This window comes from Dyella koreensis (genome assembly GCF_044904565.1).
Lineage (GTDB): Bacteria > Pseudomonadota > Gammaproteobacteria > Xanthomonadales > Rhodanobacteraceae > Dyella_D > Dyella_D koreensis.
In genome coordinates, this window is sequence record NZ_JADIKD010000006.1 from 80,310 (window position 1) to 105,206 (window position 24,897).

25 protein-coding genes are annotated in these 24,897 nt (G+C 63.5%); 14 read left to right on the forward strand and 11 right to left on the reverse strand.

The window, feature by feature from the left end:
- Positions 1–47: 47 nt before the first annotated feature.
- Complete coding sequence (locus ISS97_RS02295; RefSeq protein WP_379984733.1) at positions 48–1,613, reverse strand: right-handed parallel beta-helix repeat-containing protein; 1,566 nt, start codon at positions 1,611–1,613, stop codon at positions 48–50.
- Positions 1,614–2,274: 661 nt separating this feature from the next.
- The gene (locus ISS97_RS02300; RefSeq protein WP_379984734.1) at positions 2,275–2,673 is read right to left on the reverse strand and encodes a DUF3597 domain-containing protein; all 399 of its coding nucleotides are present in this window, start codon (positions 2,671–2,673) and stop codon (positions 2,275–2,277) included.
- Between the two features lie 178 nt (positions 2,674–2,851).
- Between ISS97_RS02300 and ISS97_RS02305 the strand changes: the two genes are divergently transcribed.
- A complete protein-coding gene (locus ISS97_RS02305) occupies positions 2,852–3,304 on the forward strand; it encodes a nuclear transport factor 2 family protein (RefSeq protein WP_379984735.1) in 453 nt (150 codons plus the stop codon).
- Between the two features lie 104 nt (positions 3,305–3,408).
- Here the strand turns inward: ISS97_RS02305 and ISS97_RS02310 are convergent, their stop codons facing one another.
- A complete protein-coding gene (locus ISS97_RS02310; RefSeq protein ID WP_379984736.1) occupies positions 3,409–4,299 on the reverse strand; it encodes an alpha/beta fold hydrolase in 891 nt (296 codons plus the stop codon).
- A 298-nt stretch (positions 4,300–4,597) separates the two neighbouring features.
- Here ISS97_RS02310 and ISS97_RS02315 point away from each other — a divergent pair, with 298 nt between their 5' ends.
- A complete protein-coding gene (locus ISS97_RS02315) occupies positions 4,598–5,371 on the forward strand; it encodes an ATP-binding cassette domain-containing protein (RefSeq protein ID WP_379984737.1) in 774 nt (257 codons plus the stop codon).
- Positions 5,368–6,846: an ABC transporter permease/substrate-binding protein gene (locus ISS97_RS02320; protein WP_379984738.1), complete on the forward strand. Its 1,479-nt coding sequence runs from the start codon at positions 5,368–5,370 to the stop codon at positions 6,844–6,846. The genes ISS97_RS02315 and ISS97_RS02320 overlap by 4 nt, the downstream gene beginning before the upstream one ends.
- Before the next feature lie 247 nt (positions 6,847–7,093).
- Here the strand turns inward: ISS97_RS02320 and ISS97_RS02325 are convergent, their stop codons facing one another.
- Both ISS97_RS02325 and ISS97_RS02330 read right to left on the reverse strand, forming a co-directional pair.
- Positions 7,094–7,315, reverse strand: a complete 222-nt coding sequence (locus tag ISS97_RS02325; RefSeq protein WP_379984739.1) for a TonB-dependent receptor — start codon at positions 7,313–7,315, stop codon at positions 7,094–7,096.
- Positions 7,316–7,355: 40 nt separating this feature from the next.
- Positions 7,356–7,589 (reverse strand): hypothetical protein, encoded by a 234-nt coding sequence (locus tag ISS97_RS02330; RefSeq protein WP_379984740.1) that lies wholly within the window; start codon positions 7,587–7,589, stop codon positions 7,356–7,358.
- Between the two features lie 400 nt (positions 7,590–7,989).
- Between ISS97_RS02330 and ISS97_RS02335 the strand changes: the two genes are divergently transcribed.
- From ISS97_RS02335 to ISS97_RS02355, 5 genes are all read left to right on the forward strand, one after another.
- Entirely contained in the window at positions 7,990–8,217 is a 228-nt protein-coding gene (locus tag ISS97_RS02335; RefSeq protein ID WP_379984741.1) for a hypothetical protein, read from the forward strand.
- Between the two features lie 178 nt (positions 8,218–8,395).
- Entirely contained in the window at positions 8,396–8,821 is a 426-nt protein-coding gene (locus ISS97_RS02340; protein ID WP_379984742.1) for a nuclear transport factor 2 family protein, read from the forward strand.
- Positions 8,822–8,926: 105 nt separating this feature from the next.
- The gene (locus tag ISS97_RS02345) at positions 8,927–9,124 is read left to right on the forward strand and encodes a VOC family protein (RefSeq protein WP_379984743.1); all 198 of its coding nucleotides are present in this window, start codon (positions 8,927–8,929) and stop codon (positions 9,122–9,124) included.
- Between the two features lie 23 nt (positions 9,125–9,147).
- The gene (locus ISS97_RS02350; RefSeq protein ID WP_379984744.1) at positions 9,148–10,095 is read left to right on the forward strand and encodes an ABC transporter ATP-binding protein; all 948 of its coding nucleotides are present in this window, start codon (positions 9,148–9,150) and stop codon (positions 10,093–10,095) included.
- Positions 10,092–10,853 carry an ABC transporter permease gene (locus tag ISS97_RS02355; RefSeq protein WP_379984745.1) on the forward strand — a complete coding sequence of 254 codons (762 nt, stop codon included), beginning with the start codon at positions 10,092–10,094 and terminating at the stop codon, positions 10,851–10,853. Before ISS97_RS02350 ends, ISS97_RS02355 begins: the two co-directional genes overlap by 4 nt.
- A gap of 352 nt (positions 10,854–11,205) precedes the next feature.
- On the opposite strand, the gene pdxR is transcribed toward ISS97_RS02355, so the two are convergent.
- The gene (gene pdxR / locus ISS97_RS02360) at positions 11,206–12,633 is read right to left on the reverse strand and encodes a MocR-like pyridoxine biosynthesis transcription factor PdxR (RefSeq protein WP_379984746.1); all 1,428 of its coding nucleotides are present in this window, start codon (positions 12,631–12,633) and stop codon (positions 11,206–11,208) included.
- Positions 12,634–12,876: 243 nt separating this feature from the next.
- Between pdxR and ISS97_RS02365 the strand changes: the two genes are divergently transcribed.
- Positions 12,877–13,377, forward strand: a complete 501-nt coding sequence (locus ISS97_RS02365) for a hypothetical protein (RefSeq protein ID WP_379984747.1) — start codon at positions 12,877–12,879, stop codon at positions 13,375–13,377.
- Between the two features lie 559 nt (positions 13,378–13,936).
- Here ISS97_RS02365 and ISS97_RS02370 read toward each other — a convergent pair.
- The gene (locus tag ISS97_RS02370) at positions 13,937–14,413 is read right to left on the reverse strand and encodes an Lrp/AsnC family transcriptional regulator (protein ID WP_379984748.1); all 477 of its coding nucleotides are present in this window, start codon (positions 14,411–14,413) and stop codon (positions 13,937–13,939) included.
- A gap of 118 nt (positions 14,414–14,531) precedes the next feature.
- Here ISS97_RS02370 and ISS97_RS02375 point away from each other — a divergent pair, with 118 nt between their 5' ends.
- From ISS97_RS02375 to ISS97_RS02390, 4 genes are all read left to right on the forward strand, one after another.
- Entirely contained in the window at positions 14,532–15,488 is a 957-nt protein-coding gene (locus tag ISS97_RS02375; RefSeq protein ID WP_379984749.1) for a threonine ammonia-lyase, read from the forward strand.
- A gap of 30 nt (positions 15,489–15,518) precedes the next feature.
- Positions 15,519–16,136: a glutathione S-transferase family protein gene (locus ISS97_RS02380; RefSeq protein ID WP_379984750.1), complete on the forward strand. Its 618-nt coding sequence runs from the start codon at positions 15,519–15,521 to the stop codon at positions 16,134–16,136.
- 22 nt (positions 16,137–16,158) lie between these two features.
- Complete coding sequence (locus ISS97_RS02385; RefSeq protein WP_379984751.1) at positions 16,159–16,374, forward strand: hypothetical protein; 216 nt, start codon at positions 16,159–16,161, stop codon at positions 16,372–16,374.
- A 78-nt stretch (positions 16,375–16,452) separates the two neighbouring features.
- Positions 16,453–16,749: a DUF6916 family protein gene (locus tag ISS97_RS02390; RefSeq protein WP_379984752.1), complete on the forward strand. Its 297-nt coding sequence runs from the start codon at positions 16,453–16,455 to the stop codon at positions 16,747–16,749.
- Here the strand turns inward: ISS97_RS02390 and ISS97_RS02395 are convergent.
- The 4 genes from ISS97_RS02395 to ISS97_RS02410 form a co-directional block, all read right to left on the reverse strand.
- Complete coding sequence (locus tag ISS97_RS02395; RefSeq protein ID WP_379984753.1) at positions 16,742–17,224, reverse strand: GNAT family N-acetyltransferase; 483 nt, start codon at positions 17,222–17,224, stop codon at positions 16,742–16,744. The genes ISS97_RS02390 and ISS97_RS02395 overlap by 8 nt on opposite strands.
- 77 nt (positions 17,225–17,301) lie before the next feature.
- Entirely contained in the window at positions 17,302–17,835 is a 534-nt protein-coding gene (locus ISS97_RS02400) for a phage tail protein (protein WP_379984755.1), read from the reverse strand.
- A 31-nt stretch (positions 17,836–17,866) separates the two neighbouring features.
- Positions 17,867–18,397: a phage tail protein gene (locus ISS97_RS02405; RefSeq protein ID WP_379984756.1), complete on the reverse strand. Its 531-nt coding sequence runs from the start codon at positions 18,395–18,397 to the stop codon at positions 17,867–17,869.
- 14 nt (positions 18,398–18,411) lie between these two features.
- A complete protein-coding gene (locus ISS97_RS02410; RefSeq protein ID WP_379984757.1) occupies positions 18,412–18,915 on the reverse strand; it encodes a phage tail protein in 504 nt (167 codons plus the stop codon).
- 284 nt (positions 18,916–19,199) lie between these two features.
- On the opposite strand from ISS97_RS02410, the gene ISS97_RS02415 reads away from it, so the two are divergent.
- Positions 19,200–24,800 (forward strand): putative Ig domain-containing protein, encoded by a 5,601-nt coding sequence (locus ISS97_RS02415; protein WP_379984758.1) that lies wholly within the window; start codon positions 19,200–19,202, stop codon positions 24,798–24,800.
- Positions 24,801–24,897: the final 97 nt, after the last annotated feature.

A 24,897-nucleotide genomic window follows, 5' to 3' on the forward strand; every position in this document is an offset into this window, starting at 1 on the left:
AACGATGGGCCGGCATCGCCGACCCATCGCAACCTGCACCGACCTGCTCAGGGTTGCTGATAAGCACCGATATCGATCAGGCCCGCGCTGCTCAGACGTGGCTGCCCCGCATAGTCCAGCGTGCCTACCGTGGTCGACGGCAGTAGCAGTCCTGTTCCCTTCGCCGGCGAAGTCGCGCTGACATGCAGGTCAGGTGGCGTCGTCGTGATGCTCTGGAACTGCGGATCCGCCAGCACCGTCGCCTGATCACTGTGGCTGGCCGACCGGTAGGCGCTCACACCTGTGTAGCTCTTACCCAGCCAAATCCAGTTGGCGTTATCGACACCGCCGTCGGCGAAATAAAGGTTGTGATCGATGGTGCCCGGGTTGCCATAACCCGCATTGCCTGACGCACCCGGCCAGAAGTTGACCAACAAGCCGTTGCTATTGGCATAAAGCAGGTTGTTCTCGAACACCGTGCCGCTGGCGTGGTACTGAATCTGGAACTCGCCGCTGCCCGTAGCCTGCGTGTCATTGCGGAACAGCGTGTTGTTGACGATGGTGGCGTTCTGCGTGCCGCCGTTGCTGCTGCTGGCGCCACCGATCGAAATGCCGGTCACGTTGGAAAACTGCACCAGATTGTTTCGCGCCGTGACGTTGCTGGTGAAGCGTCCTGACGTCTCGCAGGCCAGCTCAATGCCGATATCGGCCTGCTGCACCAGGTTGCGCTCGATCACAATGCGCGTACCGCCTTCCACGTAAATGCCGTCGCTGGAGAAATCCCCGGCAGGATACGCAGGATTGCCCTGCGAGCTGATGTTGTAAACCGTGTTGCCGCTGATCACGCCATCGCGCGCCTGGCTCCGGAACGTGCTGCCGCTGCTGGTCACCATGCTCTCGAAGCCGAGTGCGGCAATGCCGATATTGTCGTTGTCGTGCACTTTGTTATTGGAGATCGTCCACTGCTCGACATTACCGGTCAGCGACAACGACTCACTGCAGCCCAGGCGAAGATGATCAACTTCATTGCCATCGATGGTCAGGCCGCTGATCGACGTCGCCGGATCGTTCGCATACACCTCGATGCCAAAGGCATTGCCATTCGGGCAGCGCTCCAGCTTATTGACGATGTCATGGATGCGATTGCCGAGAATCTGCACCTGGCTGCCGCCGCCGGAGATATAAATGCCGACCGGCGTCGCCGTACTGCTGTTGGTGCTGTAGTAACCCACGTCAAAGCCCTGGATCGTCACATAGCTGACGTTGTTCAAATTCCACAACCCGCGCATGGCGCCGGCCGGCACCACCAGCCCGCTGCCATTCAATGCCGCCGTTTCACCCGGGTAACTGGCGAAAACAATCGGCCCGGCTGCCGCCGAACCCGACTGCCGCACATCGACCGTTTCCTTATAGATACCGCCGCGCACATAGACCGTATCGCCCGCCAACACACTGCGCGCCGCGCGCCCGATCGTGCGCCACGGCGCATCCAGCGTGCCGGCCGCATTGTCGTCACCGGTGGTGGCAACGTAATACGTATGACCCATACCGGCCCAGGCCGAAGGGGCCAATGACCACACAGCCAATGTCGCGCACAGACCATGCGCAAGCATCCGAACCTTGCTGCTCTTCATGCCGATCTCCATCTCTGCTTCAGGGGATGTCGCCACCCTTGCGGTAGCAACAGGGGAACTGCGCAGCAGACATGAAAGAAGAGGCGCGCGCCAAACGTAAGGATCGCGCAAGACTCTTTGAACACGACGACTGCGCAGGCGCCGAAGTCTGCGCGTCTGTGTGAATCGGTTCTATGACTGTGTTCTCAAGCCACGGTATCGATGTGAAGCGGCGTTTCCACGTGATCGGCCATACCAATGCTTCGAGGTTGGCGATCACGGCAAAAAGAAAGGGAGCGGATCATCGCTGATCCGCTCCCTTCTTGTTTTTGAACAGAGATCCCCGCGGACGGATCAGCCCAGGGGGGGCTGCAAGCTGATCCGGCTTGTCCGCCGCGCGCGTCACCGCGGGCACTTAGCCGTGTTGCCAAAACCCCACGTTCAGACAACTGCCAGTGGGAAATGACGGCCCGTTGATCCACAGTCCCTGCGTATCGCGTCGAGCCGCCCTCTCTGCCTTGATAGGTTGCCGACCTGTCGGTGCCACTTGAATCGGAACATTCCTAGCGAATGCGGGAAGCTCGCGGACATACAGCTACAAGACATCTTTGGAATAAAGAAGCGAAGTGGAGGCACCTGCCATCCGCTTCGCTCTGTCAACGTAAAACTTCTGGTCCGAGACTTACTGGGTCAGATCGGCTGGCAGCTTGCCGCCGTTCGCCGCCAGCGCCTGCATCAGCTGCCTGTGCAACCAGATGTTCATAGTGGCGGAGTCGTTGGTATCGCCGGTGTACTTGAGTTCCCCGGCGAGCTCCTTGCGGTGCGCCAGGCTGCTGTCGATACCCAGCGCCTTCATGGTGTCGACGATCGAGGTGCGCCAGTTCAATGTCTGGCCGCTCTCACTAACCAGCTGATCCATGATCGCGGCAATATCCACATCGGCCAGCGGCGCGGGCGCGGGCGGGGCGGCAGGGGTTGCGGCCTGCGTGGCCACCGGGTCGGGCGTGGGTTCGGCCGGGGCCGGTTCGCTGGGTTTCGCCTTGCCAAACAGCTTGTTGACGATGTCGCCGAAAATGCTCACTTCGCTCTCCTCAGGTGGGTCAGCGCGATAGTAAGGAGCAGGTGATGACAACTTGCCATCAGAGAATTCTGGTGACCGCTTCCGGAGCGAAACTGGGGTCCGAGCGGACCTTTCATGACGTCAGCCCCAAAGCCCAGGGCATGCTGTAATAAATGGACAACTCAAGCTGGAGCAGCCCATGCGCAGCGCCAATGCCCTACTAGTGTTTCTCCTGCCGGTGCTACTGCTCGCAAGCGGGCCGGCCATGTCCTCAGAGAAGGAGGACGTGCAACAGGTCCTGCAGGCCGAACGCGCTATCTGCGCGGCTTTCGAGCATGAAGACGCGGATTGGCTGGAGCAGCATCTGGATCCGACCTTCACCTTGACGAGCTCCACCGGCAAAGTCACCACGCGAGCGGATGAAGTCGCCGATTTGCGCAGCGGAACGAAGTACGAGGTGTTCCGCAATCGCGATTCGAAAGTGCGTCTGTATGGCGATGCCGCCGTGGTCACCGGCATCACGCGGGTGGAGGGCAAGAACGAAGGCAAGCCCTATGCATTGGATTTCCAGTTCACCGATACGTACGTGCGTAAGTCGGGTGGCTGGGTACTGGTGGCCAGCCATGCGTCGCGATTGGCGGATAGGAAGTAGCGGTTGTGCCTGTGAGACGCGGAATGTGGGTCTGGGGCCATCCGGTACTACAAGATTGGAGTTAAAGAAGCCGACTCTGACCCCGGTTTCACGTTTGGTGGCTGCTATGCCCCATTTGTCATCCGACTCATCAGGACGTCAGCAAAGCGTTCCGGCTGTTCTATATCCGGGAAGTGCCCGCAATCCGCAAAGCGCACGATCTCCGCGTGAGGCACGCATGCATGCAGAGAGCACGGATCGGTCTGCCGGTGCGAGCGATCCTGTTCGCCCCAGATCATGGTGCATGGCGTAGTCACGCCACATAGCGACGCCATCTGTTCTTTTGCCAAGCCTTGCACGACACCCGCCAGGCAAAAGCAGGCGCCGCTCTCCAGGGCGTCGAGAGCTTTCATCCGTAAAGGTTGTGGGTCGGTCGTTCTGGGCAGCGCCGCGCCGTACCAGCTTGAAGCCGCTTTGTTTCTGAAGATCCATGCAGCGACCTGACCGACGACAGGCATGCGCAGCGGTTTCGGTATGACGCGAGCAGTCCATGCGTGCATCGCCGCGAGCGACGGCGTCTGTGAAAGCAACAGATGCGACACGCGCGCCGGCGCGAGCTTGGCGGCGCGCAATGCGTAAAAGCCGTTGGCACAACTGAAAGCCAGCGTGGTGTGCTCGATGCCGAGGCTATCAAGCACGCCGAGCACGGCCTGCGCGCCTTGATCCAGCGAGTGCGTGTAAGAGCGCTGTGGAAGCGAATGACCAAAACCCGGCATGTCGAAGCACACCACGCGCCATTCCTGGGCAAGCCGGTCGATCAATGCGGCGTAGTGCTCGATGACGTTGGGGCCATCGGGCACCATCACGACACAGGGTTTTGCCGATCCCGAGTCATACGTGCGCACCGCGCCGACCGGAGTGTCGATGAAGCGAGTGGGCAGGCTCTTGCCGTGGCTGTGCTGGAGCTTGCGCGCCGACAGGTGTGTCAGCCAACTATCGATGGCACCGCCGATCATGGTCGGCTAACCGGTTCGACGAACAAGGGGTGGGCGATGTCTATGCTGGTCAAGCGGTGTTTTCCGGCTGGCATGGATAGGCGAAAGCGCGAACCGTCGTTAGCTGGCCTCGCGGGCTTTCATATAGCCGCTATAGAGTGACATGCCTTTTGATGTGGACGGCATTCGTGTGGCGGGAGACTTGCAGTAGAGTCTTGGCCCATGCCACGGCCGCATTGCTACCAGGCTTCCACACAGAGAACATCCGGCGTATCCCGCCGGAGCGTTTCGTGCGCCATACCATCGCCGTGCCATGGACATGGCCTTGTCCGCGGTTGAGGCGCCAGCGGCAGCCTTTGCGCTGGAGCGCGTCAGCAAGCGCTACGGCGCGGTGCGGGCGCTCCATGATGTGAGCTTTGCGGTAGCGCCCGGAAGCACCACGGCCCTGATCGGCAGCAGCGGTTCCGGCAAGTCGACTGCGCTGCGTTTGCTGCTGGGTCTGGACTGGCCCGATGAAGGCGTGGTCAAGTCGGAAGGCCGCGTGCTGGAGCGTTCGCAGGTGCTGGCCCTGCGGCAACGCGTGGGCTACGTGATTCAGGAGGGCGGTCTGTTTCCGCATCTCACGGTACTCGGCAATCTGGCGCTGCTGCCTCGCCACCTGGGGTGGAGCGCGGCGCACATTCGCCAGCGTGCGGAAGAGTTGGCCGAGCTGACGCATCTCCCGCACAACGTACTGGAGCGCTATCCCGCTGAACTCTCCGGCGGCCAGCGCCAGCGCGTCGCCTTGATGCGTGGCCTGATGTTGAACCCGGACGCGTTGCTGCTCGATGAGCCCCTGGGTGCGCTGGACCCCATCGTGCGCCACGAGCTACAGGATGAGCTCAAGTTGATCTTCGATCAGCTCGGCAAGACCGTGATTGTGGTGACGCACGATCTGGCCGAGGCGGCATGGTTTGCGGAGCGTTTGATCCTGCTGCGCGAAGGCCGGGTCGTGCAGGACGGCCGCATCGACGATCTGCGTCACCGGCCGGCGGATGCTTTTGTCAGCCGTTTCGTGGCGGCACAGCGTCGCTTGCCGGAGCCTTCCGCATGAGGCGCCTTCTGCTGCTGACGCTACTGCTGTTGTCGTCGATGCAGCTGGGCGCCGCGCCGGTTCGCATCGGCTCCAAGCAATTTACCGAGTCGGTGATCCTGGCCGAGATCGCCCGGCTCAACGCGCGCGACACGGGTGCGCCGGTACAGCACCAGCGCGAGCTGGGCGGTACCAGCATTCTGTGGAGCGCCCTGAAGCATGGCGATATCGATGCCTACCCGGAATACACCGGCACGCTGACGCACGAGTTGTTGAAAGACATCGCGCCCGATGCCGATATCGCGGCACTGCGCGCGAAGCTGAAGCCGCTCGGCATCGGCGTCACCGACTCGCTCGGTTTCAACGACACCTACGCCATCGGCATGCGCGAGGATCGCGCCACGCAGCTGGGCATCACGCGCATCTCCGAACTGGCGGCGCATCCCGAACTGCGCTTCGGGTTCTCCAACGAGTTCATGGATCGCGAGGACGGCTGGCCCGGTGTGCGCCAGCGCTACGGCCTGCCGCAGACGCAGGTGCGCGGCCTGGACCACAGCTTGTCGTATCGCGCGGTGGCGAGCCGCGCGGTCGACGCCATCGATCTGTACAGCACTGATGCCGAGATCGCGTATTACCACCTGCGCGTGCTGGACGACGACCGCCGCTACTTTCCGCGCTATGAGGCGGTGTTTCTCTATCGCCTGGAGCTTGAGCAGAACCAGCCGGCTTTTATCGCCGCGTTGCGCAAACTCACCGGCCGCATCGATGAAGCCTCGATGCGGCAAATGAATGCCGAGGCGAAGCTCAAGGGCGTCAAGGAGACGGAAGTCGCTGCGCGTTTTCTGGGTGTGCAGGCGGATGGCGACGATGCGAGCCTCGGCTCGCGCTTGCTCAAGCGCACCATCGAGCACGTGAAGCTGGTGATTCTTTCGCTCGGCCTGGCTGTGGTGCTGGCGATCCCGTTGGGCATTCTGGCGGCGCGGCGCAAGCGGCTGGGGCAGATCGTCATCGGCCTCACCGGCGTACTGCAAACGGTGCCGTCGCTGGCGATGTTTGTTTTCATGATTCCGCTGTTCGGCATCGGCACATGGCCGGCTATCGCGGCGCTGTTTCTCTACAGCCTGCTGCCCATCGTGCGTAACACCCATGCGGGGCTGGTCGGCATTCCGCATGACCTGCTCGAATCCGCCGCGGCACTGGGGCTGCCGAGCAGTGTGCGTTTGCGCCGCGTGGAGCTGCCCATGGCGATGCGCTCGATCCTCGCCGGCATCAAGACCGCCGCTGTGATCAACGTCGGCACCGCTACGCTCGCCGCCCTGATTGGTGCGGGCGGCTACGGGCAACCCATCCTCACCGGTATCCGTCTGGACAACATCGGGCTGATTCTTGAGGGGGCGGTGCCGGCAGCGCTGCTCGCCTTGATCGTGCAGGGCGTGTTCGAGGGCGTCGAGCGCTGGTTGACGCCTTATGGATTGAGGATTGAGGCGCGGCAGTAAGTTTTGGTGGCGTCTGATGGGTGTCGAATCTCGGCTCGACACGCTTTTCTCCTCCCCCTGCGAGCAGGGGGAGGCCGGGAGGGGGTAAGCCCTTGAGAAAACCTCTCCCGATACGCTTTCTCAAGTACTCACCCCTCCCCAGCCCTCCCCTGTCCCACGGGACTAGCTTTGCGTCGCAAGCAGGGGAGGGAGCTAATCACGCGGATAGCTGAGCTTCAACGCCAATCAAGTCACCGCGGAACAACCCCTACCTCGACTGCACCCAGGTCGATTCAATCTCGTCCTTCACCACCGCGTCGATTTCCGTGACGGGAATATCGGTGAGTTCGTTGATACGTCCGTGCCGCATGCCGAAAAAGATGCCATCGCGTCGATACGTGGCCGTCCAGGTGACACGGCCATGGCTGGCATGTTCGTAATCCCCTTCGTACATAAAGCCATTGCTGGTCTTGCCGGTGACACTGGTCATGATCGATACCCTGTCCATTGAAGAGCCATGGCGAATCCTGCTAATGCTCGTCCGGCTCTGTACTGGCATCCACGACATTCTCTCCATCCCAGTGATCCTCTCGCACGCCCTGCGGATCGATATCCAGGTGCCGGGATGAAGTAGCGGCCGTGGATGGCCAGCGATGATGGTGCCTGCGTTCAGCAGTTTCCTTCACAGGCTCAAAGCGAACCCGGTGCGGATAGAAGTACAGCGCGTTGGTTGGGTTGAAAACATACATGGTCAGGCCTTGCATGCATCGGATTGCACCAATACCAGCGGGTCTTCAGCCCGCCGGCCGCCAACCTTCCACAGGCCGTTCCGCTTGTCGCACTTCGGGCAGACGAAAAACATACCCTGCGCATCGATCTCGGGTGGTGCCGACGCCACGGCAAAACTCCCGCCGCATTGTTGACAGGTCCACCCAGATAGATCGGTCCGGCACTGGCTCATTTCGTATGACATCCGCGCACGACTCGAAGCCCATTAGATATGCGCGCAATGGTGTTACGCGGATGTAACGCGGCTGGCCGACGAGGCGCCCGAGCCCCACTGCCTGTCATAACAGCGCGGTAATGCCACTGGGTGCACTGTGGTAACAGCAACCAGCCCCTTCATGGAGCGATTGGCAGGTCTACTTCACAGGAGCGGCAAGCATGAACGCGCACGATGTATCCACGTCACGTATGCAGATCTACACCCAGGCGTTGCTTGCTCGTGTGCATGGGGCGATCCGGCGGATGGGCTTGCAGAAACCCATCCCTATCCCGCCGCCGCTGACGCGAAGGCAGCTGCTGTCGATGGCGCAGGATAAAAAGAAGGCGGAGGAGCGCGCACGCCACCTCGCGCTGGCCCGCCAGCTCAAGGCGCATGGCCGCTCTTGAGCGCTGCGGTCTATTCAAGCGAATCCAGGACCACATCCTCCGGCACATGACGGGTTTCGAGCCGCGTGCCACCGTCGCGCCTGTTTGCGCGATGCCTGTCGAGGCCTGGTCTCTCATGCAGTGATGGGACGCTGGCGGGACGGCCACGCTATCGGCTTCGATCCCACGGAGAGCGTCCATGTCCAGACTCATGCAGGTGGCTTCGCTAAGCATCGTGTCCTTGCTATGGCCCTTGTCGGCCGCGGCATGCGGCAAGTCGGCCGACCCGGCCGCGGTAGTGCAGGCCCAGGTGGATGCCTACAACGCCCACGATATCGACGCGTTCGCGGCCTGTTACGCGGACAACGTGACGATAAGCGACCTCAGCGGCAAGCGCCCGGAGATCAAGGGCATCGACGCGCTGAAGAAGGCCTACGCGTTTCTGGCCAAAGTGCCGAAGGCGTTTCACGTCGAAATTGTGCAGCGCGCCGTCACGGGCCCGACCGTGGCCGATTACGAACGCGTGATCGGTCTGCCGCCAGAGAAGGGCCAGCCCGAGGCGCTCGCCGTGTACGAGGTGCGCGACGGCAAAATCCTGAATGTGTGGTTCCCGCCGCACGGTTGAGCCACTGAGGCTTGAATTCATCCGCGCGCTTCCCAACCTGCCGGAGGTGCGCGGAAAAATCGAAGTATGCTTCCGCGCCTACGCTGCTTAACGGAGGAGTCGCGCATGGCGCAGGCGATCACTACGTTCCTGATGCACGAGGGCGTCGCCAAGCAGGCGATGCAGTTCGATGTATCGCTGTTCGGCCGTTTGGAAATTTATAGCCCGGACGAAACCGGCCCGGAAAGCGCGATGAGGCAGACGAACCTTACGCGGCGAATGGCGGTGTTCCGGCACCCCGATTCCAACGGCTTCAACCGATGACCGCACTGGCATCCAGGAACCCCATGAACGATCAAGTCACCACGGCAACGCACGCCGTTTCCATCCGCGGCATCAGCAAGACCTACAAGAACGGTTTTCAGGCACTGAAGGCGGTGGACCTGGATATCCGGCGCGGCGAGATATTCGCTCTGCTCGGGCCGAACGGCGCCGGCAAGACCACGCTGATCAGCATCATCTGCGGCATCGTGCAGCCGAGCAGCGGTACGGTGATGGCGGATGGCCACGACGTGCTGCGCGACTACCGCGCCACGCGCTCGCGCATCGGCCTGGTGCCACAGGAACTGTCGACGGATGCGTTCGAGACAGTCTGGGCCGCGGTGCGTTTCAGCCGCGGCCTGTTCGGGCGGCCACGCAACGACCAGCACATCGAGAAAGTGTTGCGCGCCCTGTCGCTGTGGGAAAAGAAAGACGCCAAGATCATGACCCTGTCCGGCGGCATGAAGCGCCGCGTGCTGATCGCCAAGGCGCTGGCGCATGAGCCGAGCATCCTGTTCCTCGACGAGCCCACCGCCGGCGTGGACGTGGAGCTGCGCCACGACATGTGGCAGATGGTGCGTGGCTTGCGTGATACCGGCGTCACCGTGATCCTCACCACGCACTACATCGACGAAGCCGAGGAAATGGCCGACCGCGTCGGCGTGATCACGCGCGGCGAACTGATCCTGGTCGAAGAGAAAGACGTGCTGATGCGCAAGCTCGGCAAGAAGCAACTCTCCATCAGCCTGCAATCGCCGCTACAGGCGCTGCCAGAAGGCCTCGACGGCTACGCGCTGGAGCTGGCCGACAACGGCGCCACCCTGACCTACACCTTCGACGCGCAGAGCGAAGACACCGGCATCGCCGCCTTGCTGCGCAAGCTGGGCGAGCGCGGTGTGGACTTCAAGGATCTGCACACACTGGAAAGTTCACTCGAAGACATTTTCGTCAACCTGATGCGGAGCACGCCATGAACATCCCTGCCGTCCGTGCCATCTACCGCTTTGAAATGGCCCGTACCTTCCGCACGCTGACACAAAGCATCGTGTCGCCGGTGTTGTCGACCTCGCTCTACTTCATAGTATTTGGCACCGCCATCGGCTCGCGCATGGGCGACATCGGCGGCACCAGCTACGGCGCCTTCATCATTCCCGGCCTGATCATGCTGTCGCTGCTCAACGAAAGCATTTCCAATGCATCGTTCGGCATCTACCTGCCCAAATGGTCCGGCACCATCTACGAACTGCTCTCCGCACCCGTCTCCCCGTTCGAAGCCGTGCTCGGCTACGTCGGCGCCGCCGCCACCAAATCCGTGATGCTCGGTCTGCTGATCCTGATCACCGCCCGCTTCTTTGTGCCCTACAGCGTCATGCACCCCGGCTGGATGCTCGCCTTCCTGCTACTGACCGCCGTCACCTTCAGCCTGTTCGGTTTCATCATTGGTCTATGGGCCGACGACTTCCAGAAACTGCAAGTGATCCCGCTGATGGTCGTCACCCCACTCACCTTCCTCGGTGGCGCCTTCTACTCCATCGGCATGCTTCCGCCGTTCTGGCAAAAAGTCGCCCTGTTCAACCCCGTCGTCTACCTCATCAGCGGCTTCCGCTGGAGCTTCTACGGCCAATCCGACGTCAACGTCATGGTCAGCGCAGGCATGACCATGGCCTTCCTATTGGTATGTGCGTTTGTTGTCGGGTGGATTTTTCGTACGGGCTACAAGCTGCGCGCATAACATCCATCGCTTCCGCGATGTCCAAAGAAAACCATCCGGACGTCTGGCACTGGAAGATGCGCAGCTACGAAGCACGCCGCCTGCTCTCAGGCCATTTCTCTTTGGTTACTTTCTCTCTAGGCCCCCTCGGGGGGTTGGGCCAGCAAAGAGAAAGTGACCCGGACCGCGGCAGCGGTTCGGAAGCCCGCGGCAGGCGAGCCAAAGCACGCAGACGCGACAATCGAAGCGCTTCACTACTGGATGACCAGCTTCGCTGTTGTGAAGCGCCTCCGGCCTACGCCGGAATGACGAGGTAGAAACGGCGTCGCAATTGTTGAAGCCTCACACCTAGCCCTCTCCCAGGGGAGAGGAACTAATCAAACGCATCCAGGCAACGCCCAAACACCTGCATCGCCTCCCCCAACTCCACGGTAGAAAGCGCGCAATACCCCAGAATCAACCCCGGCCGCGCAGGCCGCTTGAAGTAGTGCGGCCACATCGGATGCAGGCCAAGCCCACGCTCATGCGCATAATCGATCAATGCCTCCGCACGTGCGTGATCGTAGCCACGTAGCCACGCCACCATATGCATGCCCGCCTGCGAATTTGCGATCTCCACGCGATCACCGGCATGGCGATGCAACCCTTCGATCAACGCATCGCGTCGCGCCTTCAGCTCCTTGGTGGCGTGACGCAGATGCCGCTCAAAGCCGCCGGTCTCCATGAAGTGCGCCAGCGCGGCCTGCTCGATCGTCGGGCAGAAGAAATCACTGAGGTACTTGGCGGTGACAAAGTCGTCGCGCAGCGCCGAGGGCACCACCATGTAGGCCAGCCGCAGCGAGCCGAACATCACCTTGGAAAACGTGCCGACGTAGATCACGCGGTCGCTGTGGTCGAGCGAGCGCATCGCGGCAAGCGGGCGCGAGTCGTAGCGGAATTCGCTGTCGTAGTCGTCCTCCATCACCCAGCAGCGATGGTCGGAGGCATAGCGCAGCAAATCCAGGCGGCGCTGCAATGACAGCACCGAACCGCTGGGGAACTGGTGCGAGGGTGTCACATAGATCAGGCGTGGCGCCTTGCGCGGCAACGCGGAGCACACCAGGCCTTCCGCATCGGTGCGTATCGGCACCAGTTTGGCGCCGTGCGCGGCAAAGGCCTGGCGCGCGCCGAAGTAGGTCGGCTCCTCCATCACCACGGCGTCGCCTTCATCGAGCAGTACGCGCGCGGTCAGCGTAAACGCCTGCTGCGTGCCGCTGATGATCAGTACATCCTCCGGCCGCGCCTGCACGCCGCGACGGCGCGCCAGGTAATCGCAAATCTGCTCGCGCAAGGACAGCAGGCCCTGCGCCCGTGAGCCGCCCGGTTGTGGATAGGTCGCCGCGCGGGCGAGCTCTCGCGCCCACAGATCACTCAATGCGGGATGGGTCTGCGGATTGCCGTATTGCAGGTTGTAGCGCAGGCCGTGGTGTCGCAGACCGATGGTGCGGTCCTGCACGATGCGGGCGCGCCGCATGTAGCGCGAAGGCGCGGCGATGGTCCGCGCGGAAGGCGGTGGCGCGGGCTTGGTCTCGATCGCCGCCACATAGCTGCCCGAGCCTACGTGTCCCTCGATAAAACCTTCCGCACGCAACTGTTCGTAAGCCGCCAGCGTGGTAATGCGCGACATCTCCAGATCGCGCGCCAGGGCGCGCGTGGGCGGAAGGCGCGTGCCGGCGCCGAGGCGTCCGTCGAGGATGGCGGCCTTGAGTGCCCGCGTAAGTTGGGCATAGCGGGGACCTTGGCCATCGAGTTCCAGAAACACCGTTACGCCCTCCCCCGGCATTGGCTCTATCGGAAGCCGGAAAATTGGATATGGATGAAAGCCATTCGGGTGCCTAGCCTGCACTCGACGACCGGGACGCACAAGCGGCACCGCATACATCCGGGTGTATGCGGACCCCGTCGCCGTAAGCCGCTTATCCCCCGCGGACGGGCCCTCTCCCCCGGCCCTCATCCCCCACTAGAAAGTCCGCGGGGGAATTCTTTTTCGATCGGAGACGATTTGATGAGCACTGCGTTGTCGATGAAAGCCGGCCCCACACCACGGCCGGTCGCGATTCTGGTTGGCACGGGTTTATTGGTGGCGACGGTGGACGCGATCTTTGCGAGTACGTATTGGCATGTGGCGGCGGGTGTGCCGGCCACACGCATCCTTCAGGGCATTGCCGCTGGCCTGCTGGGCAAGGCGGCGTTCCAGGGCGGTGAGGCGACGGCATGGCTTGGCGCGGCGCTGCATTACGGGATGGCGATGGTGATGGTGCTGGTCTATTACCTTGCCAGTCGCTGGATGCCGGTGTTGGCGCGCCGGCCGTGGGTGTATGGGCCGCTGTATGGGTTGGTGGTTTATGCGGTGATGAATGGAGTGGTGTTGCCGTTGTCGGCGGCGGGGAAGCAGCCGCATGCGGTGGCTTGGGTGGTTTGTAGTGTGGTGGTGCATGTGTTGGTGGTGGGGGTGCCTAGTGCGTTGGCGGCGCGGGCGGCGCGTGGTGTGAGCGTCGGCGGCTGATAGCGCCTTTCTCCCGCTAGAGGGGGAGCGAGGGTTCGAGCCTTGCGATATCCCCTCCTACTCGTCATTCCGGCGTAGGCCGGAAGCGCTTCACAACAGCGAAGCTGGTCATCCAGAGTGTTGTCGCTCGGTTGTCGCGATGTCTCGCACTGGTCCGCCTGCGGCGGGGTTTCGTCCTCCTGCCGGAGGCCGAGTTACTTTTCTCTGCTTGCCCAGAGAAAAGTAACCAAAAGAGAGGGCACCCCTCTTGCGCGCCCTCCGGCTTCGCCTGCGACGCGAAGCTAGTCCCGTGGGGCGGGTCCGCGAGGGTTGGCCGGGCTTTTCGACACGACGTCCCTGTCGTGTCGAAAAGGCGCAGGCGTCCTGCCTGCGCCCCCTTCGGGGCCTGATCGTCCAACCCTCACCGCTCCACAGGGGGCCCGTTACGGGCTCGCTTCGCATCGCCTGTAGGAGCGCACCCTGTGCGCGATCCCCGCGCGCTGGGCGATCGGGGAATGTGAGGGATGATGAGTGGGTACTCGAGATGGCGTGACTACGGAGCGCTCATCGCGCTAGCTCTTCACTCTTGCAAATCCATCGGCACCAACAACCCCCGCTTCAACGTCCCCAGCGCCACTCGCGTCTGAAACCGTCTGACGTTGGCGTTTTCCGCCACCAGTCGTTGCATCAGCGTGTCGTAGTCTTCGACGTCTTTGGCGGTGACGATGAGTACGTAGTCGCCTTCGCCGGTGACGTACCAGGCTTCCTGGATGGCGGGTTCGGTGGCGATCCATTGCTTGAGGCTCGCCAGGAGTTCGGGGCGTTCGCGTTCGACTTCGATGTCGACGATAAGGGTGAGCGGACGGCCGGTGCGTTTGGGGTCGACGATGGCGACTTCGGCAGTGATGACGGCTTCGTCGCGCAGGCGGGCGATGCGGCGCTGGACGGCGGAGGCGGAGAGGCCGATGTCGGTGCCGATCAGTTCGGCGGAACGGCGCGCATCGGTCTGCAGAATGGCGAGGATGCGGCGGTCGAATTTGTCGAGTTCGCTGGGCATGGCCGCGTGCTGCTTCCAAGAAGCGGGGAAAGAACCCGCATCGCGGGGGTGATACGCGGCTGCGCCGCGCGGCGGAACCCTAGCATGGTTGACCATCGCTTCCGCAACGGTGCCTCGCATGTCTCCTATCGCCGATACCGCCAGCATGCTGGCAGCCGCTTCGCATATCGATCCAGTGTTCCTCGACTCGCCGCTGGTCAGCGACATCGGGCTGGATGCGGCGTTGGGTTGCCAGTTGCTGGCGAAGAACGAAACCGCCAATCCGATTGGCTCATTCAAGGGACGCGGGGCGGAACTGTTTGCGGCGACAGCACTACGACCCGGTGAGGCAGTGGTCTGCGCATCCGCCGGCAACTTCGGCCAGGGACTCGCCTACGCGGCGACGCGCCGTGGGCATGCGTGCATCGTGTTCGCCGCTAAGACGGCGAACCCGGTGAAGATCACAGCGATGCGCCGGCTGGGCGCGGAGGTGCATCTGGAAGGCGCGGACTTCGATGCCGCCAAACAGGCTGCGCGCACCTACGCCGACGCCAGTGGACTGCGTTTTGTCGAGGATGGTGCCGAGCCGGCGATTGCCGAAGGCGCGGGAACCATCGCGCTGGAACTGCACCGCGTGGCGGCGTTCGATGCGGTGCTGGTGCCGCTGGGCAACGGCGCACTGTTGGAAGGCATTGGCGCCGCCCTGCGCCAGCTCGCGCCCGCCACCGAAATCATCGCCGTCGTCGCGCAGAACGCGCCGGCGATGAAACGCTCCCTGGAAGCCGGCACCCCCATCGAAACCACCCGTGCCGACACCATCGCCGACGGCATCGCCGTGCGCGTGCCCATCGCTTCGCGCCTGGATTACCTGCGCCGCTGTTGCGACAGCGTAGCGGCGGTGTCGGAGGCGCAGATCTTCGAAGCCATGCGGTTGATCCACCAGCACCTGCATCTGACGGTAGAACCCGCCGGTGCGGTGGGCATCGCCGCCGTACTCGCCGATCCGTGGCGCTTCGCCGGCCGCCGCATCGCCACCGTGTTATGCGGCGGCAACCTCTCCGACCAGGTGCGCCGACGCCTGCTGGCGCTCGCCTGATCTCTCTCTTCTCTCCGCCAAACACTGCCCATGAAACTCCTTTACCAGACCCACTCCCCTTACGCCCGCAAGGTGCTCGTCGCCGCCCATGAAATGGGCCTGCAGGACAAGCTGGAAGTGATCCACCACGAAACCAGCCCCACGCGCCGTAACGAGGAAGTCTTCGCGCGCAATCCGCTCGGCAAGGTGCCGGTGCTGATCCGCGACGACGGATTCACGCTGTTCGATTCGAATGTGATCTGCGAGTACCTGGACGGCCTGCATCACGGTCGCAAGCTGATTCCCGCCGAAGGCGATGCGCGCTATCGCATCTTGCGCATGCAAGCGTTGGCGCAAGGCGTCGCGGATGCGGGCATCGACGTCCGCTGGGAGGCCGAACGCCGCCCCGAATCCTTGCGCTGGCCAGCACTGTGCGATGGGCATCTACAGAAGGTGATCGCTGCTTGCGATTTCGCCGAGCGGGAGATCGATGCGGAGGCACCGATCGATCTGGGCGCAATCGCGCTGGCGACGGCATTGAGCTGGATCGCTTTTCGCGATGTACATGATTTTCGCGCTGGCCGCCCGCGCCTTGCCGCCTGGTACGACCGTTTCGCGGAACGGCCATCGATGCGCGCCACCGCGTTGAGCGGCGCGACCCACGACTGACGAAACCCCTTCGGAGACTCTCATGCCCTCGCTCTGGACATCGTTGCTGTTCCTGCATGGTTACGTGGCCGACCCTCAACTCGCCCGGCAGCTTGTCGAGCGGGTCGAGGAGCCCGCTTCTTCGGATGCCGAGCCTGTCACCTATGGCACTGCCATGGACCAGCTTGTCGCGCGTGGCCGAGCGCTATCGCTGCGGTTGTGCCAGGGCATCGGCAGCGGGCTGGTGCATATGCAGTAGCGTCTCGACGGCATGCGATCCGGCGCTTCATCTATGCGACACTCGCCGCCTCAACATCGATGCCGTGGGGGCGACGCGATGCAATTTTTGGCACTCGAACATTTTGCGGGTCACGTCGGCGAGACGTTCACCGTAGCGCTGGATCACGATGGCAATGCGCCGTTCGCGCTGGTGGAGGCGCGGCCGCTGCCGGTACGCGAGTTCCAGGGCATGGTGCGCGCGCCGTTCTCACTACTGTTCCGCCACGAGGCGGCCATCGTATTCCCGCAGAAGATCTATCAGATGAAGCACGCGTCGATGGGCGAATTCGGCATTTTTCTGGTTCCGATCGCACGGGACAGCAGCGGGTTCATCTACCAGGCGCTGTTCAACTGAGTTCGGCCGCGGTGATGAGCCAGCGCATGCGCAGATGGCTGCCGATGTCTTCCTCGACGGCGAATCCCATGCGCTCATAGAGCTTGCGCGCGCCGGCATTGCGCTGTTCGACGTGCAGCATGACGCTTTGCAGACCGTCGCGTAGCGCGGTCCGCTGCACCAGCCGCAGCAGCGCCGAACCCATACCGCGCCCACGTGCCGCGCCGAGCAGCGCGATGTCGATGACGTTGGCTTCGTGCTCGTCTCGATACAGGTAAAGGCGGCCGATGGGCCTTCCTGCATCCTCGATCACCAGATAGTCCGCCGGCTGGTAGTGCGTGGTGTAGTGCCTGTGCTGCAGTGTGAACTGGCTGTCCAGGAAGGTCTCGCGCACGGCGTCTGGCCAAGGTATCGCGGCGAGTTCGGTGGCGCGGACGTCGGCGTAGAGCCGGCGGAAGAACGGCAGGTCTTCGTTTCGCGCATCGCGCCAGCTCAAGCCTGGCGGAAGGTCTTTCCCTTCTGCGGGCAGCCACGCTGCCCGCAGAAGGGGAAAGGTCAATGCTTCAACGGTGCTCACGGACGCTGGGGGAAGGTACCCGCCAACGAAATGCAGAAGTTCAGCGTGAGATACGGCTGCTGGTTCTCGTGCGGCTGGGAGTTGCCTGTGATGCCGATGGTCTGGACCGGAAAGGTCGTGTTGGTCGTGGTAGTGACGGCAAGTATCGTCACCGACTCCGGTGTAATGACGGCGTCGCCGCTAGCCGGGATGCCGCTGCGATTAGCCGAGGTCGGCTGGTTGTAGATACGGGCGCCGTGGGTATGCGCCGGCATCTGGTTGAGCAGCAGGGTGACGCTGTCGGAGCCGAAGGTTTCGCCCATCACGCGTGGCGTCAGTCCAGGCCCCGCGCCCTGGCCGCAGGCTGCATTGCCGATGTAGTTCGGCAGTTGATAATTGGATGTGCCGTTGCCGCCAAACGTGGTGCCCAGGAGAGAAAACAGCGCGGTGTTCTGCTGGATCGGCATCAACTGTCCCTGGCACATGGCCCAGTTGTAGGGCGCGAAGTTGAAGCCGTAGATCTGGATCTCGCCGATGAAGGGATCGCTCATGATGTTAGTCCTTGTAATCGGTCGATGACCGTCAACCCTGAGAGGGGAAGACGCCGGCCCACGCGATGCAGAAGCGTGCGACCAGCGAGGGCATGGTGTTGTCGTGAGGCTGGTTGCCTCCCGTGGAACTGACGGCCGACGGTGCCAGGTTGCCGCTGGCGATCCCGGTGGTGCTGTTCGTGTACAGCGTGTCCCCGCTGACCGAACCCAGCTGGAGATTGGCGGCCGGACTGGGCGAGCTTGCTGCCGAATCCGCGGCGTAGAAGGTATGGGTGTGGGCCGGTAACTGGTTGCTGATGAGCGTGACCTGCTCTGTACCGGACATCTGCCCCAGCACGTAGGTGCCCAGACCCAGGCCCGTGCCCTGATGGATCGGCACGCGGCCGCACAGATTGGGCAGGCCAAACGTGTTCACTCCGTCGCCGCCGTAGGTAGTGCCGAGCAGGGTGTACAGCACCTGGTAATCGGCGATGGAAAGCAGGCGACCGTCGCAGTCGAACCAGCCGTTAGGCGCGAAGCTGTAGGGAAACAGACGGATTTCGCCAACATAAGGTTGCGTCATGGCAGGAGCTCCGGTCAGCCGCGCGAGGGAAAGACGCCATTGAGCGCGATGCAGAAATTCAGCACCGTGTATGGCTGCAGGTTCGGGTGCGGCAGAGTCTGGCCCGCGTTGTCGAGCACGTTGAGCGGAATCTGTGCGCCGCCTGAGCTGCCGTAAACCTTCTGTGCGCCGGCCGTGCCCAGCAGGACGTTGCCAGCAGGAATACGCGTGGTGCCCGCATCCGTGGTCGCGCTGAAAGTGTGGTTATGCCCGGGAATCTGCGAGGTCTGCAACGTGACATTCTCGACACCACCGATCTGGCCGATGTCCGCGCCGTTGGTGGAGCCCACCGGCGTACGACTCTGCAGGTTGGGCAACTGGAAATTCGTCGTGCCGTTGCCGCCGTAATACGTGCCCAGCAGCGCGAACAGCGCCTGATTCTGACTGATGGGCAGCAACTGGCCGTTGCAGAAAGCGAAGCCTTTTGGCGCGAAATTGAACGCCACGGGCATCACCTGCCCGAGAAAGGGTTGCGACATAAGTTTTCCCCCTGGTTGTGCCGGCGAAAAGAGCCCCTTGCCGGATCGCCTAACTCTGGCTCACCTTCCGGCATCTTGACAAGCTATCCATACGGCGGATCAATGTCGCGTTGGTCGCTTCGCGGAAAGCGATCGCGTGAAGGAAAGGTGGAGGACTGCTGGCGCAAAAAGTTGCGCGCTGGCGGAGGGGGCCGGCACCGCGACTGCTTGTTACGAGTTACGGCAGCTTTCACACACATGCGCCGCCAGGCGCCGTCCGTTGGAAGCGGACACAGGGGACAATCATGTGGCACACGGAGTCGAAGCATCGCGACGCGATGCGCCATGGGCTCGGCCGTAGCGTATTCGGCCGTTGGATAGCGTTCCTGTTGCTGTGCAGCATGCTGGCGATGCCAGGCCTGTCGCGCGCAGTCTGTACGGCCTATACGCCACCCAATGCCTCTGCCGGATCGCCCATGACTGCCGGCGGCACGATCAGCATGAATGTCACGGCGTGCAGTTCCGGTTTCGGCATCGGCAATATCACGACGACGGCCCAGCATGGCACGGCGACCGTGACTAACCACGCGAGCGCGGATATCAGTTACAGCAACAGCGGTGACGGCGCTACGACAGATACGTTCAAGTACGACGATGGCTCGGGCACCAATTTCGTCACCGTGACGGTGTACATCGCCCCGGCGACCTCGCCGATCACCATTTCGCCGTCGACCATGCCTTCGGGCACTGTGGCTATCGCCTACCCTGGAGTCACCCTGAGCGCATCCGGTGGCACCGGGGGCTACAGCTATGCCGTCAGCAGCGGCTCCTTGCCTCCCGGCCTGACGCTCACGGGCAGCACCATCTCCGGCACGCCTACTACGCAGGGCACGTTCCCGTTCTCGATTACGGCGACCGACAGCGCCAGCACTCCCGTCACCGGTACGGCGAGCTACTCGATCACGATCGGGGCGCCGAACATCAACATCACCAACACGCCCACGAACGCGGTCATCGGCTCGCCCTACAGCTTCACGCTGACCGCATCCGGCGGCAACGCGCCATACACCTATACGCTGGACGGCGGCACCACACTTCCGAACGGTCTGGTGTTGGCGAGCAACGGAACGATCAGCGGCACGGCCACCGCGACGGGCACAACGAACTTCACCGTACGCGCCACGGACAGCAGCCTGCCAAGCCATTTCTTCTCGGCCAACAACTTGTCCATCACCGTGGTGAACCTGCCACCTCCGGTCGCCAACCCGGTAAGCGCCACGGTCGCCTACGACAGCACCAACAACCCGATCACTCTCAACATCACGGGTGGCGCACCGGCCTCCGTTGCCGTCGGCACCCAGGCCGCGCACGGCACGGCCACCGCCAGCGGTACCTCGATCACGTACACGCCCACAGCGGGCTATGCCGGTCCGGACAGCTTCACGTATACGGCCACCAACAGCGGCGGCACGTCGACTCCTGCGACGGCGACCATCACCGTCTCGTCGCCAACTATCACCTACACGCCAGCCGGCCCAGCTGCGGGCACTGTCGGCGTGGCCTATAGCCAGTCGGTCGCCGGTGCCAGTGGCGGCGCGACGCCGTACACCTACGCTGTCGCTTCCGGCAGCCTGCCCGCAGGCATCACGCTGGCGAGCAACGGCACGCTGTCCGGCACGCCTACGGCGAATGGCACATTCAACTTCACGGTGCGGGCCACCGACAGCAGCACCGGCACCGGGCCGTTCAGCGCGACCAGCGGCACGCTGACGTTGACCATCAACGCGCCGACCATCGCTTACGCACCGGCCAATCCATCGGCGGCCGCGGTGGGCATCGCCTACAGCCAGTCCGTGGGGAGTGCCAGTGGCGGCACGGCACCCTATACCTACGCCATCGCATCCGGCAGCCTGCCCGCGGGCATCACGCTGGCGAGCAATGGCACGTTGTCGGGCACGCCGACCGCGGGTGGCACTTTCAATTTCACGGTGAAGGCAACCGATAGCAGCACCGGCACCGGACCGTTCAACGCTACCAGCGGCACGCTGACGCTGACGGTCAACGCGCCGACCATCTCGCTTGCGCCGGCTTCGTTGACGAACCCGAGCGTGGGGGTGTCGTACTCACAGAGCGTGGCCGCCTCCGGCGGTACCGGCCCCTACACCTACGCCATCACTGCTGGCGCGCTGCCGGCCGGTTTGAGCATGAGCGGCGCCGGTGTGTTTTCTGGCACGCCCACCAGTGCCGGTACATACAACTTCACCGTCACCGCGATCGATAGTAGCGGCGGTACCGGTCCCTATACGGGTAGCCGCGCCTACGCCATCACGGTGGGCGCGCCGACGTTGACCATCACGCCTTCGTCGGGTACGACCTTCAACGGCTCCGTAGGCAACGCGGTGAACCTCACGTTCGCGGCCGGCAACGGCACAGCGCCGTACAGTTACTCACTGACGGTCAACACCGGCACGCTGCCCACAGGCGTGAGTTTCAATAGCAATGGCACGCTTAGCGGCACGCCGACGACGGCTGGCACGGTCAACTTCAGTGTCACTGCGACGGATAGCACGACCGGTACAGGCGCGCCATTCTCCGTCATGGGCAGCTACACACTGACTGTGGCCGCGCCCACCATTACGGTGGCGCCCGCCACGCTGCCGGCACCCACCATCGGCACCGCCTATAGCCAGACCATCACCGCATCCGAAGGCATGCCGACCACGTTCACCTATGCGGTAACCGCCGGCGCGCTGCCGGCGGGCCTGTCGCTGAGCGGATCTTCCGGCGTCCTTAGTGGCACGCCTACGGCGGCGGGAGCCTTCAACTTCACCGTCACGGCGACCGATAGCGGAAGCTTCACCGGTAGCCGCGCGTACAGCGTCACGGTGGGCGCCGGCACGGTGGTGCTCAGCCCTGGCACCTTGAGCAACGCGACGGCGGAGGCGGCCTATACCCATACCTTCACTGCGAGCGGCGGCACGTCGCCCTATAGCTACTCGCTGACCGCTGGTGCGTTGCCTCCGGGCCTGTCGCTGTCGTCCGCGGGCGTGCTGTCCGGTACGCCGACGGCGGCGGGGACCTTCAACTTCACGCTGAAGGCCACCGACAGCAGCACCGGCATCGGCGCGCCGTTCTCGGCCAGCCAGGCCTACACGCTCACCGTGGCCGCGCCGACCATCACGGTCACACCGGCCACGCTGCCGGCGGGTACGGGTGGCGTCGCCTATAGCCAGGTGCTCAGCGCGAGTGGCGGTAGCGGTGGCTACACCTATAGCCTCGCGGCCGGCGCGTTGCCGCCGGGCATGTCGTTGAGCAGCGCGGGCAGTTTCAGTGGCACTCCGACGACGGCTGGCACTTACAACTTCACCGTGACCGCGACCGATGGTTTCGGTTTTAACGGCAGCCAGGCCTACACGTATACGGTGCAGGCGCCGTCGATCGCTATCACGCCGGCCGCGCTGCCAGCGGGAGTCGGTGGCGTTGCCTACAGCCAGACGCTCAGTGCGACCGGCGGCAATGGCGGTTACACCTATAGCCTCTCGGCGGGTGCATTGCCGCCAGGCATCGCGCTCAGCAGCGCGGGTCATGTCGGCGGTACGCCGACGACGGCCGGCACGTTCAACTTCACCGTCACGGTGACCGACGGCTTCGGCTTCACTGGCAGCCAGGCCTACACCTTCGCCGTGAATGCGCCGACTATCACCATCTCGCCGGCCGCGCTACCGGGCGGCCAGGTCGCTGTCGCCTACAGCCAGGCGCTGAGCGCGAGTGGTGGCAGCGGCGGCTACACCTACAGTCTGGTATCCGGCGCACTGCCGCCGGGCGTTGCGTTGAGCAGCGCAGGCGGCCTGTCCGGCACACCGAGCGCGGCGGGCAACTACAGTTTCACCGTCAAGGCGACGGACGGCCTGAGCTTTAGCGGCACCCAGGCGTACACGCTTGGCATCAACCAACCCGCGCCGATCGTGGTGAACGACACTGCCACGACTCCGGCCAATGCACCCGTCACCATTGCGGTGACCACCAACGACACTGGTCCGATTACCACCATCGCGGTAGCGCAAGCGCCTGCGCATGGCGGTGCGACGGTCAACGGCCTCAACGTGGTGTACACGCCGACGACGAACTTCTTCGGCAGCGACAGCTTCACCTATACGGCCACTGGTCCGGGCGGCACTTCAGCGCCGGCGACAGTGAGCGTGACGGTGACGCCGCTGGCGGTGCCGGTGGCGGCCGCACAGGCCGTCACGGTGTTGGCGGGCAAGTCGGTAACGGTCCACGCGACGGCGGGTGCCACCGGCGCACCGTTCACCGCAGTAGCGATCACTACAGCGCCTGCCTCGGGTACGGCAACAGTGAGCGGCACAGACATCGTCTACACCGCACCGCTCGATGCCTCTGGCACGATGGGCCTCGACTACACCCTGTCCAATCCGTTCGGCAGTTCACAGCCGGCGCACGTCACCATCACGGTGAACCCGGTGCCCTTGCCAGCGGTATTGAGCGCCAACGTGGTGGCCGGGCGCACGGTGCAGGTGGACCTCACCAGCGCGGCACGTGGCGGTCCATTCACTGCCGCCACGCTGGTCGCGGTCTCGCCGTCCACTGCGGGCAACGCCGTCATCCACAGCTTGGGATCGGGCTACTCGCTCAACTTCACCGCGAGCACTACGTACAACGGCCAAGCGCAGGTCAGCTACACGCTGAGCAACGCCTACGCCACCTCGGCCACGGCGACGGTGACGATCACCGTGACCGGCCGCAGTGATCCGTCGAAGGATGCTGAGGTGCTGGGCATCCTGCAGGCGCAGGCCGATTCGGCGCGACGCCTGGCGATAGGCCAGATCAACAACTTCCAGCGTCGCCTGGAGATGCTGCACACGGGTGCGGGCGGTGGCGGTTTCAGCAATGGCATCAGCTTCAATTCGGCCAGCGCGCGACAGAACCGCGATCCACTGGCAGGCTTGCATGGACGCGACGACGACTGGAGCAAGCGTTTCCTGGTCCAGCCGGATGAGCCGTCACCGGGCCAGGGCCAGCGTGCTCAGTCGACAGGACAGCCGGGCGAGTGGTCGGTGTGGACTGGCGGCGCAGTGAACTTCGGCAAGACGCAGCCGGGGGCCAGCGATAACGGCATCGACTTCACCACCTCGGGCATCAGCATGGGTGCGGATCGCGCCTTCGGTGACAAGTTCGCGCTCGGTGCAGGTGTGGGTTATGGCCACGACACTTCGGACATCGGACGCCACAACAGCCGCAGCACCGTCGATAGCTACAGTGCGGCCGTATACGGCAGCTACCGTCCGGTACCGCTGGTGTATGTCGATGCGCTGGTTGGCTACCAGAAGCTGTCGTTCGATGCGCGCCGCTACGTCACCGACAATGGCAATACGGTGAATGGCAGCCGCGATGGCAAGCAGCTGTTCGCCTCACTGTCGGTGGGTTACGAACATCGCACGGAAGACGGCATGCTGATGTCGCCCTACGGCCGCTTCGATTTCGCCCGCGCCAGTCTGGATGCCTATACCGAGCATGGCGATGACGTCTACGCGTTGCGCTACGAACGGCAGACGGTAAAAACCAGCACCGGCGTGCTTGGCGTGCGCGCGCAATGGACGGCCAAGCGCGACTACGGTGTGTGGATGCCGCAGCTCCGGGTGGAATTCCGCCATGACTTCCAGGGCGCGAGTGTGGCGGCGATGCGCTATGCCGATCTGCTGGGCGGGCCGCTGTACGAGGCGATACTGCCGAGCCAGAACCGCAACCACACGCTGGTCGGCGCGGGGGTGATGCTGCAGACGCTGCATGGGTTGTCGCTGCGTGTGGAGTATCAGAACCTGCTGGACAACGGCACCAAGGACAACCAGTCGATCCAGCTGGGCGTGGAGAAGAAGTTCGATCCGTAATCGGGTGCTGCCGCGGGGCGTTTCAGGTGCCCCGCGGCTTCTAAAGGCACATGCTGCGGCGCGGCCTATCGATAGCTTTGCTATCGTTTGAACATGC

What these genes read in the sequence shown, in the direction of transcription:
- ISS97_RS02295 (WP_379984733.1), bottom strand. Translation starts at nt 1,613, where the DNA reads ATGAAGAGCAGCAAGGTTCGGATGCTTGCGCATGGTCTGTGCGCGACA.
- ISS97_RS02305 (WP_379984735.1), top strand. Translation starts at nt 2,852, where the DNA reads ATGCGCAGCGCCAATGCCCTACTAGTGTTTCTCCTGCCGGTGCTACTG.
- ISS97_RS02310 (WP_379984736.1), bottom strand. Translation starts at nt 4,299, where the DNA reads ATGATCGGCGGTGCCATCGATAGTTGGCTGACACACCTGTCGGCGCGC.
- ISS97_RS02315 (WP_379984737.1), top strand. Translation starts at nt 4,598, where the DNA reads ATGGCCTTGTCCGCGGTTGAGGCGCCAGCGGCAGCCTTTGCGCTGGAG.
- ISS97_RS02320 (WP_379984738.1), top strand. Translation starts at nt 5,368, where the DNA reads ATGAGGCGCCTTCTGCTGCTGACGCTACTGCTGTTGTCGTCGATGCAG.
- ISS97_RS02325 (WP_379984739.1), bottom strand. Translation starts at nt 7,315, where the DNA reads ATGACCAGTGTCACCGGCAAGACCAGCAATGGCTTTATGTACGAAGGG.
- ISS97_RS02330 (WP_379984740.1), bottom strand. Translation starts at nt 7,589, where the DNA reads ATGCAAGGCCTGACCATGTATGTTTTCAACCCAACCAACGCGCTGTAC.
- ISS97_RS02335 (WP_379984741.1), top strand. Translation starts at nt 7,990, where the DNA reads ATGAACGCGCACGATGTATCCACGTCACGTATGCAGATCTACACCCAG.
- ISS97_RS02340 (WP_379984742.1), top strand. Translation starts at nt 8,396, where the DNA reads ATGTCCAGACTCATGCAGGTGGCTTCGCTAAGCATCGTGTCCTTGCTA.
- ISS97_RS02345 (WP_379984743.1), top strand. Translation starts at nt 8,927, where the DNA reads ATGGCGCAGGCGATCACTACGTTCCTGATGCACGAGGGCGTCGCCAAG.
- ISS97_RS02350 (WP_379984744.1), top strand. Translation starts at nt 9,148, where the DNA reads ATGAACGATCAAGTCACCACGGCAACGCACGCCGTTTCCATCCGCGGC.
- ISS97_RS02355 (WP_379984745.1), top strand. Translation starts at nt 10,092, where the DNA reads ATGAACATCCCTGCCGTCCGTGCCATCTACCGCTTTGAAATGGCCCGT.
- ISS97_RS02365 (WP_379984747.1), top strand. Translation starts at nt 12,877, where the DNA reads ATGAGCACTGCGTTGTCGATGAAAGCCGGCCCCACACCACGGCCGGTC.
- ISS97_RS02370 (WP_379984748.1), bottom strand. Translation starts at nt 14,413, where the DNA reads ATGCCCAGCGAACTCGACAAATTCGACCGCCGCATCCTCGCCATTCTG.
- ISS97_RS02375 (WP_379984749.1), top strand. Translation starts at nt 14,532, where the DNA reads ATGTCTCCTATCGCCGATACCGCCAGCATGCTGGCAGCCGCTTCGCAT.
- ISS97_RS02380 (WP_379984750.1), top strand. Translation starts at nt 15,519, where the DNA reads ATGAAACTCCTTTACCAGACCCACTCCCCTTACGCCCGCAAGGTGCTC.
- ISS97_RS02385 (WP_379984751.1), top strand. Translation starts at nt 16,159, where the DNA reads ATGCCCTCGCTCTGGACATCGTTGCTGTTCCTGCATGGTTACGTGGCC.
- ISS97_RS02390 (WP_379984752.1), top strand. Translation starts at nt 16,453, where the DNA reads ATGCAATTTTTGGCACTCGAACATTTTGCGGGTCACGTCGGCGAGACG.
- ISS97_RS02400 (WP_379984755.1), bottom strand. Translation starts at nt 17,835, where the DNA reads ATGAGCGATCCCTTCATCGGCGAGATCCAGATCTACGGCTTCAACTTC.
- ISS97_RS02405 (WP_379984756.1), bottom strand. Translation starts at nt 18,397, where the DNA reads ATGACGCAACCTTATGTTGGCGAAATCCGTCTGTTTCCCTACAGCTTC.
- ISS97_RS02410 (WP_379984757.1), bottom strand. Translation starts at nt 18,915, where the DNA reads ATGTCGCAACCCTTTCTCGGGCAGGTGATGCCCGTGGCGTTCAATTTC.
- ISS97_RS02415 (WP_379984758.1), top strand. Translation starts at nt 19,200, where the DNA reads ATGTGGCACACGGAGTCGAAGCATCGCGACGCGATGCGCCATGGGCTC.